Below are 14,070 nucleotides of genomic sequence, written 5' to 3'. Positions count from 1 at the left end.
CACCAAGCCCACTTAATTAGTGGGTTTAATCCCCCCCTATTAACTCGTAATAAATCAACAGTATTTAATCCATTTCAAAATGCAACTGTTTACTTACTCAGTAAATACGTTTAGTATTCGCGACTTTTATAAAACAAAGCAACAAAAATAAGGTATGAGAATGAAAAAAACGTTAGTAGCTTTTTTGATTGGAGCGGCTTTACCTGCAGCAGCAACAACACTTGAACCACTTGAAAGAGACGCCTCCGCACGAATTGTCGGTGGAGAGCCTGCTAATACTAAAAACTGGAAGTTCATTGCTTCATTGGTACAAAAAGGATATCCGGCCTCTGAGGGCCATTTTTGTGGTGGTAGTTTCCTTGGCGGTAAATATGTATTAACGGCTGCACACTGTGTTGATGAAACGAATGCAGATAGTATCGACATAGTTCTTGGCTTATACGATCAAAAAAAAGAATCTCAAGCACAACGTATCGCCGTCAAAAATATTTATCAACATGCCGGATATAATCCTGAAATAATGAGCAACGACATCGCCGTTATCGAACTAGAAAGAAGTGTTGATAATGCAACGATCGAATTAGCAGACTCAAGAGTGATCGAAAATATGAGAGCTGGCGATAAAGTCTATGTTGCAGGTTGGGGAGACACCTTAGATGAGAGTGTACAATCCCCAAACATCTTGCGAGAAGTTGACGTACAATACGTTGACCGCGCAGCATGTCAAAACCTAGGTGGGGCTTACGCTGAAATATCCGTTGATGCCATTTGTGCAGGGTATTCAGACGGTGGAAAAGACAGTTGCCAAGGAGATAGCGGCGGCCCTCTTATCGCCAATGATAACGGCATTAACAAATTACTTGGTGTAGTGAGCTGGGGATTGGGTTGTGCTCAGTCAAACGCTTATGGTGTTTATGCCAATGTTGCCCATTTTAAGACAAATGGTTGGATAGAAAGCCACCTAAATACCATTAGCTACACCCAATACCGTGATCTTGGACTAATAGAAAAAAAAGCTCGGCAAGATACCTTCACCATTCGCAATGATGAAGCCATCGTGCCATTAAATATCACTGAAATAACATTACCTGAAGGGGTATCGGTAACCCAAAACACTTGTACTCAAACTCTCGCGCCTTCTCAAAGCTGTGAGCTTACAATAAATTACACTCCAGACAGCTCGCAATCGTCTCAAACAATAGAGTTCACGACTGACCATTCTAAATTACCTAAGTTCACTACTACCCTTAAATATATAGCTATCGACAAAGCAAATGCTGCGGTAAGCGGTGCCGTTCCGATTAAAGGTGCTAAAGTGTTTACCAGTGACAAAGCATGGACAGAGAAAAATGGGGAGCTTCAGTCATCCCATATATGGGAATCCAATGGCGAGTCTATTCTGTACATCACTGATTTGCCCAAGGGGACTCTACAACTAGAATATAAAGCATTGATAGCTAACTCTAACGCCTTTATTGTGCAAATAAATGATGATTGGGACTTACTTGAAGAAAGTGCTGACTTTGAACAGATATCGATTAAACTTGAGAAATCATCCAACAGCCTTCAGTTTGTTTACATAAAAGACGATACACCTTATGAGAGCTCTAACTCAGCTATCATCGCCCCCTTCGAGCAAGCATATATTCGTAATATTAAGATGCTAGATAATGACAGAAAACGTTCAGGCGGCAGTTTCTCTATCGGATTGCTAGTACTATTGGGGGCCGGACTGTTTACTCGTCGTAAAAGGTGGTCATTGCATGAAAAACGTGCTTAAAAAAACACTTACAAGCCTTCTCTTTATAGGCTTGACAGCTTGCTCTGCGCATGAAGATGTAAATCAAAGCCGTCACGTGGAATATGAAAAAGAGAAAGTAACCGTTTTCCAAACTCGTGAGGATTCTATCTCCTTTATCGCGGAGTCGACGGGATGCAGTCAAAGTAGCGACTTCAACCTAAAAGTGGAAAAGAACACCAATACAGAAGCTTGGCTAACCATAATCAGGAATAAAAAGGATCACTGTAGAAGAAGGCCTTTTGCTGAGACTTTTACCGTCCCCTTGATGGAAGAGTTAAGAGGTAAGAAGCTTGTGATCACAAACCCTAAAGGTAAGTCACCACTACTAAATTAATGAGTTTGTATTCAAGAGAGGGAACTGAGTTTCCCTCTCTTTTTCAAAGATGAAAACTTAACCGTGTTCAGACTCCACAATTGCTTTAAGTGAATGAGGATGAAATTTAATACACACACCTTGATATTTGAAAGCGACAGTCGGGTTATTTAACCGCTCACCTTCCCCTTTAGGGCTAGATAATTTAACTTTTACTCCCATTGAATCCAGCTGTTCAAAACGTTCAGCAAACTCAGTAAAGGAATCTTTTAGCTCTGTTAAAAGCTCATCCGCCGTCTGTGCCAAAGAGTTAACCACAAACTCGGCATGCTCCCACCCTTCCGTTGGATAGATTTTACCCTCTGCTGGGTAAGGCAATTCTAAACATTCAATTTCCCACCCATGACTTTGCACAGGTTGAGCAAAGTGCAACACAACGATTGGTCGACCATTGATTTGCGCTTGTGAAATAATTTTCCCGTACGGTTTCCATGCTCCGTGAGCCGCTTTTGTCGTCTCAAAGTCGTTAATGCGCAAAGCAATATGATCCGCTTGCATTGAATGCACTTTGATTCCGATCATCTGTGCTAAGGCGTCAACTTTTGACATAAAACCATCAAGGTCATGCAGCATCAATTCTGGAGCCAGGCGCTTTTCTTCTAAACGAGGTTGTATCATAGTTTTCTAGTCGCATTTTGGGTAATGAGGAGCGGCATATTACACTTAAATAGCAACAGAATTCCAATCTAATTAAAAAGTGAAAAATTCCTAATCCTCTCTGTATGAACGACAATAAAGTTGGTACAATTAGCGCCATTTTTGTGAACTACAATAGAATTCTGCACTGGTTGTATAATTCTTCGTCCTTGAATTGAAGGAAACGCGTGTGAATATCCAAGCACTTATTAATGACAAAGTATCTCAGGCTCTAGAAGCCGCTGGCGCACCTGCAGGCAGCCCTGCCGCAGTCCGTCAATCAGCAAAGCCACAATTTGGTGACTACCAAGCCAACGGCGTAATGGGCGTTGCTAAAAAACTGGGGACTAACCCACGAGAATTTGCACAGAAAGTACTGGATGTTCTAGACCTAGACGGTATTGCAAGCAAAACAGAAATTGCAGGCCCTGGCTTCATCAACATTTTCCTAAGTGAAGAGTTTCTTGCAAAACAAGCGGAAGCGGCTCTTGAAGACGCCCGCCTTGGTGTCGCAAAAGAAGAAGCCCAAACCATCGTTGCTGACTACTCGGCGCCTAACGTTGCAAAAGAAATGGCCGTTCACCATATTCGTTCAACAGTGATCGGTGATGCCGTTACTCGTACCCTAGAATTCCTAGGACACAAAGTGATTCGTGCCAACCACATAGGCGACTGGGGAACTCAGTTCGGTATGCTTATCGCAAACCTTGAGCGCGTTCAACAAGAATCAGGCGAAGTATCAATGGAACTGTCTGATCTTGAAGCATTCTACCGCGATTCCAAAAAACTGTATGACAACGATGAAGCCTTTGCTGAAAAAGCACGTGGTTATGTTGTTAAACTGCAAAGCGGTGATCAGTTCTGTTCTGAAATGTGGAAGAAGTTGGTTGACATCACGATGATTCAAAACCAACGTAACTACGATCGTTTGAACGTCTCTCTAACGAATGATGACGTGATGGGTGAAAGCATGTACAACGACATGCTACCTAAAGTTGTTGCCGACCTAAAAGCTCAAGGCTTAGCCGTAGAAGATGACGGTGCTCAAGTTGTATTTCTAGAAGAATACAAAAATAAAGATGGCGACCCAATGGGTGTGATTGTACAAAAGCGAGATGGTGGTTTCCTATACACCACGACGGACATCGCCTGTGCGAAGTATCGCTATGAAGAACTTGGTGCAGACCGTGTGCTTTACTTCATTGACTCTCGTCAACATCAGCACCTAATGCAAGCTTGGACTATCGTTCGTAAAGCGGGCTATATTCCAGATTCAGTGTCACTTGAGCACCACGCATTTGGTATGATGCTAGGTAAAGACGGCAAACCATTTAAAACTCGTACTGGTGGCTCAGTAAAACTGAAAGACCTTTTGGATGAAGCGGAAGAGCGCGCTGTAAAACTGATTGAATCTAAAAATCCGTCACTAGAAGCGGAAGAAAAAGAGAAGATCGCTCATACCGTTGCTATGGCCGCAGTAAAATACGCCGATCTTTCTAAGCACCGAACCACAGACTACGTGTTTGACTGGGACAACATGCTTGCATTCGAAGGAAATACGGCACCATACATGCAATACGCTTACACTCGTGTCGCATCGGTATTCGCTAAAGCTGGCGTTTCTATGGACGAGCTGAAAGGTGAAATCAAGATCACTGACGAGAAAGAAAAAGCACTTATCGCAAAACTTATGCAGTTCGAAGAAGCGGTTCAATCCGTTGCCCGCGAAGGCCAACCACACATCATGTGCAGTTACTTATTCGAACTCGCTGGTCAGTTCTCTAGCTTCTACGAAGCATGTCCTATCCTAGTGGCTGAAGACGAAGCAGTGAAACAAAGCCGTCTGAAACTAGCCGCGCTCACAGCGAAGACCATCAAACAAGGTCTGTCTCTACTAGGTATCGAGACGCTTGAACGCATGTAAGCGATTCGACGATTAATACTTTAAGCTATTGATAGAACGAGAAAGGTTGGTGCCAAGGCGCCAGCCTTTTATTTTATCTGAGGTATAAGTATACCCAAATGATCTCAAGGTGCTTGATTCAGAATGAGTTTACTTGGGTGTATACTGACATTATTCTATTTCACGCGGACAACAATCATGAGTTTTGAACTGCATCCTCAATTAGCCCAAGATACGACCGTCATTGGCCATTTCCCTTTATGTGTTGCCTTACTGCATAAAGACAATGCCGTGCCATGGGTTATCTTGGTCCCTAAACGTGCAAACCTGAAAGAGCTGCATCATTTGCCAATGAAAGAGCAGCAACAATTCCTACTAGAGTCGCAAGCTGTAAGCCAAGCCCTAGAAGCCACTTTTCGTCCAGATAAACTCAACCTTGGTGCACTCGGCAATATGGTACCTCAACTGCATATTCATCATATTGCGCGCTTTAAACAAGATATCGCTTGGCCTGGTCCAGTTTGGGGGAACACCTTAGGACAATTTCGTAGCGAAGAAGAACAAAGTGAAATATTGGGTCGAATTAAAAACGTACTGTCACTGAGCTCTATTTTCCAAAAAACCTAAACGTTTCACTTCGTGGTAGATGGTCCTACTCACTCGGTGATCACGTTAAATACCTTAATGACCAAGAGAGATTAATACATTTGCGTAATAATCTTTCTCATTTTATCTGTATTATCACAAAAATAAAACTTGTTTAAACTCTCAACTTATTTTGAGAGGATTCCCATGAAACAAGTATTTAATATTTTTCGTTACGTTAGCTGGATAGCCATTATTTGCTCGATGGCTGCATCTTTTTTGCTCTTCACCATGGGCGCAAGTAAAACCTACTCTGCTTTTGCCGTTTTTTTCTTTAATCAAAATCCTCCCATCACCCTTGCTCATTTAGATCGTGCAGACATCGCCATTGCCTATTTGATTAAGTCTCTCGATACTTTCCTCGTTGCCTTGGTACTCTTTATCTTCGCTCACGGTATTTACACTCTGTTTATTTCGAATAAAAAAAGCCTGAAAGAACAACAGCAAACAGTACCCAAAAACCATACCGTATTAAGCTGGATAACAACGCCCAATATTGGCCACTTAAAAAATATCTTGGCCGAGGTCATCATTGTTATCTTATTTGTGAAATTTCTCGAGCTGGTTTTAATTAATTTCGATAACTTAGGCTGGACGATACTCACCCTGCCCATTTCAATCTTAGTGCTCAGCTTGGGGTTAAAATTCCTTGGATTAGGAGCAAGCAGTGAGAAACGAACAGGTGAATAGATAAGTAGGTAATAGATAAATTAGGTAAATAACTGAACAATAATCGCCTCTCTTGTGGCATGAAGCTAATGAGAGAGGCGAGCTTAAAGATGATGAGGAATAGAGAAAGCTTACATCGTTACCGTTATCGATAAGCCATCTTGCTTAGTAATGGTGTAACGGATTCTTGCCACCCCCTGCACCTTGTTTGTATCAATCAAACGGCTAATTTTACCTTTCTTAACCCAAACATTCAGCATGGCATCGACACCATCCTCACTCATACCAAAATGCTGAGCAAGCTCTGCTTGAGAGACCGTCTCCTTACTCGCAATATACTGATAAAGTTCTTGTAGAATCATAAGGTTGATATCTCGCTCACAGCTTGCTGCTTTTTACCCACGTACTTAAAGATATGATAGGCACTTATGAAGAGCGCCACAATGAATACCATCCAAAGCCCACTTATAACTGGTGTCGCCGATAGTTGCGTCATTTGGTTAAAGAATGTCGCTCCAAAGTAAGCGAGAGCCATAGTCCAAAGCGCAATAAACCTTGCAAATTTGTGGCCAAATTCTCGCACATAAGCCCCCATAGCAGCGACACAAGGCGTATAAAGTAGAATGAAAATGAGATAAGAGAAAGCCGCGCTGCTCGAACCAAACTTAGCTTTAATATTACCGAAAATTGAAGCATCCACCGCTTGCTCTTCTGCTGCAATAGCTGCATCACTTAAATCCCCGACTTCAATGCCTAAAGGGTCTGAATAGCTCAGTGCCGCAAGGTTGTTTGGAATACTTTGTAACGCTTCTTCCAGTTTATCCGCTAAATTGAAGACTTCATCCGTCCCTTCCTCAGGCGTGGTATATAAACTATTCAACGTTCCGACGACAGCTTCTTTAGCAAAGATACCCGTTATAATACCGACCGTCGCAGGCCAGTTTTCCTCTTCTATGCCGATAGGGGCAAAAATAGGCGTCACAACTTGAGCGGCTTTGGAAAGCACTGAGTGTTCACTATCTTCATTGCCGAAGCTACCATCGGTACCTAAAGAATTTAAGAAACTTAAAATCGTCACAACAATAACGATGGTTTGTCCTGCACCTAAAACAAAACGTTTGAGTTTCTGCCAAGTCTTTAGCACCACGTTCTGTAAGGTTGGTAATTCATAATCAGGCAGCTCCATTAGCAAGCTATCGCTACTGCCCGGATACAAAGTGTTTTTTAAAAATAGTCCAGTAAATATCGCAGCAACAATACCCAACAAGTACAGCGCAAATACAATATTTTGTCCGAAACCAGGGAAGAATGCAGCGGCAAATAAAGCGTAAACAGGCAAACGAGCCCCACAAGACATAAATGGAGCCATTGAGGCTGCAAGTCGGCGTTCACGTTCTTGATCTAAAGTACGCGTTGCCATGATTGAGGGAACATTACAACCAAAGCCAAGCACCAAAGGAACAAAGGCTTTACCTGGTAATCCTATCTTTTGCATCACTTTATCTAAAACAAATGCCGCTCTAGCCATATAACCAGAACTTTCAATGACGGCAAGAAATAGATACAGACAAGCGATCACTGGGATAAACGTAGCAACCGTTTGAATGCCCCCGCCGATACCATCAGTAAGAATGGTGACCAGCCAGACTGGCAAATGACCATCAAGCAATTGATGACCGCCGTCGACTAAAATCGCTCCCACACCAATATCAAAAAAGTCGATAAATGCACTACCAACATTGATCGAGAACATAAACATTAAGTACATGACGACAAAGAAGAAGGGAATGCCAACCCATTTATTTAAAATAAACTGGTCCAGCTTTTCTGTCACACTACGACTTAATTTGCCTTCACTGCGACGAACTTTTTTACACACTTGGTGTAGATAAGTATATTTGGTATCCGCAACGTGTAAATCCACATCAAGCGCTAAACCTTCAGTAGCGTGTTCCACTGTTTTTCTATCTACATCCGACAAACTGTTGAGCACTAATGCGTCTTGCTCAAGTGCACGAATCGCTAACGCTCGGTGGGAAACACTTTGCTCTTCAAATAAGCCAGAGACTTTTGTAATCGCCTCTTCCATTGAGCTATCGTAGCTCACAGGAATATCCGTTAATGCAATACCTTGTAATAATGATTTATGAAGCTTTTCTCGAAATTGCAAGACCTGAGCTTTATTGGTCGCAGATAAACTGACTACAGGACAGCCTAATGCTTTCTCCAGCTCAGTAACATTAATGACTCGACGTTCTCGCTTCAGAGCATCCATTTTATTTAACACCACGATCATGGGTCTACCCAATTCTCGAAGTTGCAAAGTCATGTATAGGCTGCGCTCAAGGCTCGTAACATCAATAACATTAATAATCACATCAGCAGGATGGGTGAGCACCGCACGGGAAGCGATCGATTCGTCAATACTATTACTATCGTTGCCACTATCTAATGAATAAATGCCTGGGAGATCGGTCAGCAGAAACTGGTCACCAGCTTGCTGAAATTGACCTGTTTTCTTTTCTACTGTCACCCCAGCCCAGTTTCCAACATGCTGCTTAGCGCCTGTTAAGCTGTTAAAAAGCGTCGTCTTACCACTATTAGGGTTACCTACAGTTAAAACTTGATACTGCATTTAGATTTATTCCACTTCAATATTTTTTGCGATGCTTTCTCGAAGAGCGACAGAAACGCCTCTCACTTCCACTTGTAAAGGGTCTCCCATAGGAGCGCGCCTAACCAGAGTCACTTCTGTATTCGGAAGCAAACCCATTACCATCAGTTTTTTTCTGACATCTGGCGAAAGCCCTTCTAATAGACGAATCGTAACCGTTTGCCCAGGAGTGATCTCTGACAGCTTCATCATAATCCTTAATCGTATTGCAAATGATAAATATTATTATTAATAGTATAGCAAGAGACGGATATTACTTCGCTATGCTCTATCCTTCAATGCTTGAAATCAAAGATTACTCTCCAAACAAGCCCCACTTGACGTTAATTCTGTTAATTATTATCACGTCATTTTTGTCAAATCTAGGTAAATACACAACAAACATTATGGGTAATTAATTTCAAACAACAAGAAATAAAAAAATAAAATCAATAAAAACAGAATCTTGAGATTATCTCGCCAGTTTGTCGCTTTTCTCATATTAAGCTGTCGTTATTCTTATAATTAAACGAGACGTTATTTTGTATAGTTAATGCATCCAGAAGATAACTTCTGACATGTATTCCAGAAGTGGCATAACAACGTGCCACTCCGGCAGCAAGCGAAGGTGTCATTGGCACCCGTGGTATAGTCTCCCCGGTTATACCACGTTATTTTTTTTCTATTCAATACCGCCTGTAGCTCGTCCCTTTATTCGTTACATTCCCCCTAAATTTGCCGCTTAATCCATCCCCAAGTGACCTCAAGAACCGCGATAACACGATGCCAAAAGTCGAGCTTAGAGAAGCTAGGCATCAATATGGCTTTGTTGGGCTTCAACAAACTTAGAAGGCGATAAACCGAAATGAAGCTTAAACTTTTGGCTGAAGTAAGAAGGGTCATTAAAACCACAGTTAAACGCAACTTCACTGATTTTTACCCCTGCCAGTAACTGTTCACAGGCCAGCTCTAAACGTATCTCGGTAAGGTAGCTAGACAGTGTCGTTGAGGTAGCCGATTTAAACCGCCTTTGTAAGCTTCGCTCCGACATAAATAACATTTTCGCGGCAGAGGCTGTTCCAAATTCAGGGTTTTGGCAGTTATCCGCCACCAACGTGTATACCTTGAGTAGCCATTCTTTTTCTGGGCAAGAAGGACGCTGAAGTGACTCTTCATGCATCACGACTTCGCTAGTTAGGTTACTTAGCAAATCATTGCTTAAACCAAGTGCCGAAGGCCAAACAATCTCAATTTTATTTTGAGTATCTGATGGATACATCGATAACTGTCCACCGCTCTCGGCGATCAAATGTGGCAAATTTTCAATGCTTAAATCAGCATGAGTTTTAGAAGTATTGCGCTGGATAGTACCAAGGGTCGACAAAGGCATTCCATGATCGATGATACATAATGCAACGCTTTGCTCTCTCTTTTCCAAACTCACCGTTACTAACTGGCACCGAAAAGAACGTTTAATCACATTGGCAAAAATAATATTAAAAATCACATCAAGATTGAAACTCTCTAACATGATGCACTGATCTTTATACTCATCAATCAGTTCAATACCCACTTTCATTCTGGCAAAATCTTCTTGCCAAACATCTACGACAGCCTGAGTGATCTGACTCAAGTTATAACTTTGTCTTCCTACAATAGCTTGGTCAGGTTCAGCAATGAGCTCGTTCAATTGCCAGTATGTTTTGGATAAATGATTCTGTATCTTTTCATCTGTATTGTTTTTCAGTGAAGTCGCAATGAACTCTACACTGTTTTTTATCGATCTGGCGATATGATCGACTAATAAGCCTCTCACCTGTATTTGTTTTCTCAGCTGCTGGTTGCTCGTCAGTAATACACGGCTTTGGTGACGCAACTGCTCTGTTTTTAACTTAACTTGAGCCGCTAACTCACGGTTAGATTTCACCACGTAGCGAGAACGCCAAGACATGGCAAACATAACCGTAAGTAAAAAGAGCACAGCAAATGCGAGCAAAACATAGCTTGATAGGTACCAAGGTGTTAATACAGTAAAATGGTACTCTAAACCGACTCTTTTGCTTGCAAGATGGTTGCCTTGACTGACTTGCAGATAATATTCACCTGAATTAAGGTATTCCAAGGTGAGTTGGCCACCTTCTAATCTCTGCCAGGCTTGGTCTTCCCGTAACCGATAATAAAGAGCTTGGTGCCCTAATTTAGGCATAAGGCCAAATAAAAAACTTAGCGAAGAACCATGGGGGAAAGCAGACTCTTCCGGCCCTTCATTACCGATTTGAACTACTTTATTTCCTAAGAGAACTTGACTAACAATAAGCTTAGATTCGGGGGGATGAGAACGAAGTAACGACTGGGCGTTTGTTTGAATTAATCCATATTGAGAGCCAAAAACAAGTCTTAAGTTACCCGTATCCTTGTTTGAACCTGTTTTATTGACGAAATGAGTATCATCGATTGGAATTGATGTACAGACCCCAGGTAAAAATTCGTTATTAATCAAGCCAAAAGATGATGAGTACGTTTTTTTAAGCTGTCCAGCCAAATCATAGTAACTTAAACCAACAGAAGAGGCTAACCAAACGCCATCAGGATCACTTATCATACACGCAGGGCGAGCATTAGCGACACTCAATTCGATCGCTTGGAGAGTACCGTCCTCAGAGCGTTGCTTAAAAACACCATAAGAAGACGCAAACCATTTTTCACCATTCGCGGCAGTAATAATATCCAGTGACTCACCACGATTGGCCGACAAGTGGTCAAAACGAATTTTCTTACCATCATACTCATAGACTCCATGGTCAGTTCCGATAAGTAATAATGAGCCTTGATGATACAAACGTGTGATTCTGGCAGGTAAAAAATGGTTAACTAGCCAGTCACTGCCAAAGCTCCTGACCTGCCTTGCCGAGGTATTAACACTCAGGAGTTCATAACCTCTTGATAGCCAAAGTGTTTCAAATCCATCAGAGACGATATGATCGATGCTTTGCTCTGCCATCGCCCTTAGGTACGGAAAGTCGAGACGCTCCAAACTGGTCAGGTGATACACTTCTAAGCCTGTCTCTGTCGCGAGCCAAATATGGTCATCAAGAAAAGCAAATGCATTCAACCGTGACTCAACACTTAATACTTTTGTGAACCCGCTTGGAGTCGAGCGATAAAGTATTTCACCATCAGTTAGCCAAAGCCAATTATCAGGCCCTATCGTGGCTTGTTTAACATACGGTGTAAAAGGAAGATGATGACTTCCAACCAATGAAATTCGTTCAAACTTCTTACTGAACTCTGAGTAGTATCGAATACCTTGGTTGGTGGCTATCCACATGCCTCCCATCTCATCGTTAAGCAGTGAATAGATCTTGGTGTTGGTCGGGTTAACACCTAACAAACTGGCAGGCTGTACTTCACTGGTTTTGCGAGTAGCAAAAGAGAACTGATATAAACCTTGCTCAGTACCAACCCAATACCCTAGCTCTGTTTCAGCGAATGCCAATACGTGAGAGGCACCAATTTTCTCAACAAATTCACCTGTCTGTTCAGTTTTATACAGCAATGCCCCTGACAATGTCCCTATGAGTAACTCACGTCTTTTGGACGAGTAATAGAGTTTTTCTATATACTGTGTTCCTGATGCACTGACATGCTTTAATTTCTTTTCGTCTGAGAGATAGACGCCAGCAGTGGTGCCTATGACCCATTTCTTTCCAACTAATAGAGCGTCGTTAATGTAAACATGCTTGTTGTTACTATGTTTATGTAGCTGAAGTAGTGAAAACCTTTCTCGCTGCTGAGTCGTCGTGTTATAAACGTAAAAATAAGCACCATCACTGACCCATACATAATCCTTAGAGGTGCCAATTTTTCTGATTTTTGCCCCCGGTTCGAGACTGAACATCCGTTGTCGGTCTTGGTTGGGGTAGACACGGTACACTTCATTATCAACAAAGGTCCAAAAGGTACCATGTTGATAGGCGACTTGCTCAATCGGGTTTTGCAAGAGGCTACCAGAATCAGGTAGCGTTTGTTTACCATCATAAAAGAGAACCTGACCATGAACATCGTGGATCCAGAGACCACCTTGATCACACAAGAAAAGATTCTTAGCAACAATGAACGTGCCCTCTGATTGACTTGGCAGAGGATAAAAAACAGCGCTGGATTCATTTGAAGCCAGCGCCTGATAAGAGAAAATCGTAATTAAAAATATGAACGCTAAGCGATGCACTAAGAAAATACCCTTACTACCAGAGAGCTTCGTGATATCTAAAATAATTAAATTATCATTTAAACTAACTATTTTAAATCACTAATTATCAGGATATCTTATCTTAATTCCACTAAGAAAACAGGGTTACTCCTGCAAAGGTTTTCATTTTTTTTACTGGATCACGTAATCCATAGGTTGCTTATGGTAACAAGCAACATTTATGTTACTTGTTACTCAAACATTGACTAAAATTCGATGCCATTCCTCTAAGAAAAGCAAAGTAGCTACCCTGTTTCACTTCAATATCTGAGCCTAGTGGATCTAATGAACCTAACTTGGCGTTACTACCGCGCATAACACTTTCAAGAACTTGAGGAGTAAACTGCGGCTCTGCAAAAACACACATCCCATTTCCTTGTGTCAATTTTTGGTGTATTTCATTAAGAGTTTTTGCTCCCGGTTTACGCTCTGGCGATACTGTGAAGCGCCCAACTTGGTTCAAGCCATAACGCTGCTCAAAATAGCCATAAGCATCGTGAAATACAAAGTAGCCCGCATCTTGGATAGGACTCAACTGTTGCATAATCATCTGATCGGTTGCATGAAGTTCATCTTCGAACTCTTTAAGGTTAGTCAAATATATTTCTGCATTATCACTATCAATTTCAGCAAGTTTATGAGCAATAACCTCAGCAACTTGGCCTGTCGTTTTAACACCTAACCAAAAATGTGGGTCATAAATACCATGGTGGTGGCCTTCATGCTCATGCTCATTCTCTTCATGCTCTTCATGCTCTTCATGCTCTTCATGCTCTTCATGCTCAAATTTACGCAATGCTAGTCCTGGAATCTGACTAATGGTCAATACGTTACTTCTATTTTCGAGAACTTTCTCTAGAAAGCCTTCCAGATCTTCACCATACCAAAGTACTAAATCGGCCTTCACCACCTTTTTAATATCGGAAGGGCGCAAAGCATAATCATGAGGTGAAGCATTATTTTGAACAATAACATCAGGTTCAGTAATGCCTTTGGTGAGTTCATTGGTGATCATTTGGATCGGCTTAATGCTGGTTACAACATTCACAGCATGAGCTGGCAATGCTGCTATAAGGCTTACTAGGGCAAATAAAATTGGTCTTTTCATCGTTTTACTTGGGATCTTGGCTGGACAATGGCA

The 14,070-nt window shown here is 41.8% G+C and carries 11 protein-coding genes; 5 read left to right on the top strand and 6 right to left on the bottom strand.

All coding sequences use genetic code 11. The features are described from left to right. Positions 1-160: 160 nt before the first annotated feature. Both BS333_RS04365 and BS333_RS04360 read left to right on the top strand, forming a co-directional pair. Positions 161-1,780 carry a serine protease gene (locus tag BS333_RS04365; protein WP_021709657.1) on the top strand — a complete coding sequence of 540 codons (1,620 nt, stop codon included), beginning with the start codon at positions 161-163 and terminating at the stop codon, positions 1,778-1,780. Beyond that, a complete protein-coding gene (locus BS333_RS04360) occupies positions 1,764-2,135 on the top strand; it encodes a hypothetical protein (protein WP_021709656.1) in 372 nt (123 codons plus the stop codon). Before BS333_RS04365 ends, BS333_RS04360 begins: the two co-directional genes overlap by 17 nt. A gap of 57 nt (positions 2,136-2,192) precedes the next feature. Here BS333_RS04360 and BS333_RS04355 read toward each other — a convergent pair whose 3' ends face one another. Further along, positions 2,193-2,789 (bottom strand): VOC family protein, encoded by a 597-nt coding sequence (locus tag BS333_RS04355; protein WP_101903911.1) that lies wholly within the window; start codon positions 2,787-2,789, stop codon positions 2,193-2,195. A 211-nt stretch (positions 2,790-3,000) separates the two neighbouring features. Between BS333_RS04355 and argS the strand changes: the two genes are divergently transcribed. The 3 genes from argS to BS333_RS04340 all read left to right on the top strand — a co-directional run bounded on the left by argS (position 3,001) and on the right by BS333_RS04340 (position 6,048). Further along, entirely contained in the window at positions 3,001-4,734 is a 1,734-nt protein-coding gene (gene argS, locus BS333_RS04350; protein WP_021709654.1) for an arginine--tRNA ligase, read from the top strand. A gap of 177 nt (positions 4,735-4,911) precedes the next feature. Continuing rightward, positions 4,912-5,340 carry an HIT family protein gene (locus BS333_RS04345; RefSeq protein ID WP_021709653.1) on the top strand — a complete coding sequence of 143 codons (429 nt, stop codon included), beginning with the start codon at positions 4,912-4,914 and terminating at the stop codon, positions 5,338-5,340. 165 nt (positions 5,341-5,505) lie between these two features. Next, positions 5,506-6,048, top strand: a complete 543-nt coding sequence (locus BS333_RS04340; RefSeq protein ID WP_021709652.1) for a YqhA family protein — start codon at positions 5,506-5,508, stop codon at positions 6,046-6,048. Between the two features lie 110 nt (positions 6,049-6,158). Here the strand turns inward: BS333_RS04340 and BS333_RS04335 are convergent, their stop codons facing one another. The 5 genes from BS333_RS04335 to znuA all read right to left on the bottom strand — a co-directional run bounded on the left by BS333_RS04335 (position 6,159) and on the right by znuA (position 14,037). Beyond that, a complete protein-coding gene (locus BS333_RS04335; RefSeq protein ID WP_021709651.1) occupies positions 6,159-6,389 on the bottom strand; it encodes a FeoC-like transcriptional regulator in 231 nt (76 codons plus the stop codon). Beyond that, a complete protein-coding gene (gene feoB / locus BS333_RS04330) occupies positions 6,386-8,662 on the bottom strand; it encodes a Fe(2+) transporter permease subunit FeoB (RefSeq protein WP_021709650.1) in 2,277 nt (758 codons plus the stop codon). Before feoB ends, BS333_RS04335 begins: the two co-directional genes overlap by 4 nt. Before the next feature lie 6 nt (positions 8,663-8,668). Then, positions 8,669-8,890 carry a FeoA family protein gene (locus tag BS333_RS04325; protein WP_021709649.1) on the bottom strand — a complete coding sequence of 74 codons (222 nt, stop codon included), beginning with the start codon at positions 8,888-8,890 and terminating at the stop codon, positions 8,669-8,671. Positions 8,891-9,488: 598 nt separating this feature from the next. Then, entirely contained in the window at positions 9,489-12,908 is a 3,420-nt protein-coding gene (locus BS333_RS04320; RefSeq protein WP_021709648.1) for an AraC family transcriptional regulator, read from the bottom strand. Between the two features lie 205 nt (positions 12,909-13,113). After that, entirely contained in the window at positions 13,114-14,037 is a 924-nt protein-coding gene (znuA, locus tag BS333_RS04315) for a zinc ABC transporter substrate-binding protein ZnuA (RefSeq protein ID WP_021709647.1), read from the bottom strand. Between the last annotated feature and the right edge of the window lie 33 nt (positions 14,038-14,070).

The organism is Vibrio azureus (assembly GCF_002849855.1).
GTDB lineage: Bacteria > Pseudomonadota > Gammaproteobacteria > Enterobacterales > Vibrionaceae > Vibrio > Vibrio azureus.
The sequence above is the reverse complement of the archived record's forward strand: the minus strand, read 5'-3'. Positions and strand labels throughout refer to the sequence as shown.

What these genes read in the sequence shown, in the direction of transcription:
- BS333_RS04360 (WP_021709656.1), top strand. Translation starts at nt 1,764, where the DNA reads ATGAAAAACGTGCTTAAAAAAACACTTACAAGCCTTCTCTTTATAGGC.
- znuA (WP_021709647.1), bottom strand. Translation starts at nt 14,037, where the DNA reads ATGAAAAGACCAATTTTATTTGCCCTAGTAAGCCTTATAGCAGCATTG.
- BS333_RS04365 (WP_021709657.1), top strand. Translation starts at nt 161, where the DNA reads ATGAAAAAAACGTTAGTAGCTTTTTTGATTGGAGCGGCTTTACCTGCA.
- feoB (WP_021709650.1), bottom strand. Translation starts at nt 8,662, where the DNA reads ATGCAGTATCAAGTTTTAACTGTAGGTAACCCTAATAGTGGTAAGACG.
- BS333_RS04340 (WP_021709652.1), top strand. Translation starts at nt 5,506, where the DNA reads ATGAAACAAGTATTTAATATTTTTCGTTACGTTAGCTGGATAGCCATT.
- BS333_RS04345 (WP_021709653.1), top strand. Translation starts at nt 4,912, where the DNA reads ATGAGTTTTGAACTGCATCCTCAATTAGCCCAAGATACGACCGTCATT.
- BS333_RS04335 (WP_021709651.1), bottom strand. Translation starts at nt 6,389, where the DNA reads ATGATTCTACAAGAACTTTATCAGTATATTGCGAGTAAGGAGACGGTC.
- BS333_RS04325 (WP_021709649.1), bottom strand. Translation starts at nt 8,890, where the DNA reads ATGAAGCTGTCAGAGATCACTCCTGGGCAAACGGTTACGATTCGTCTA.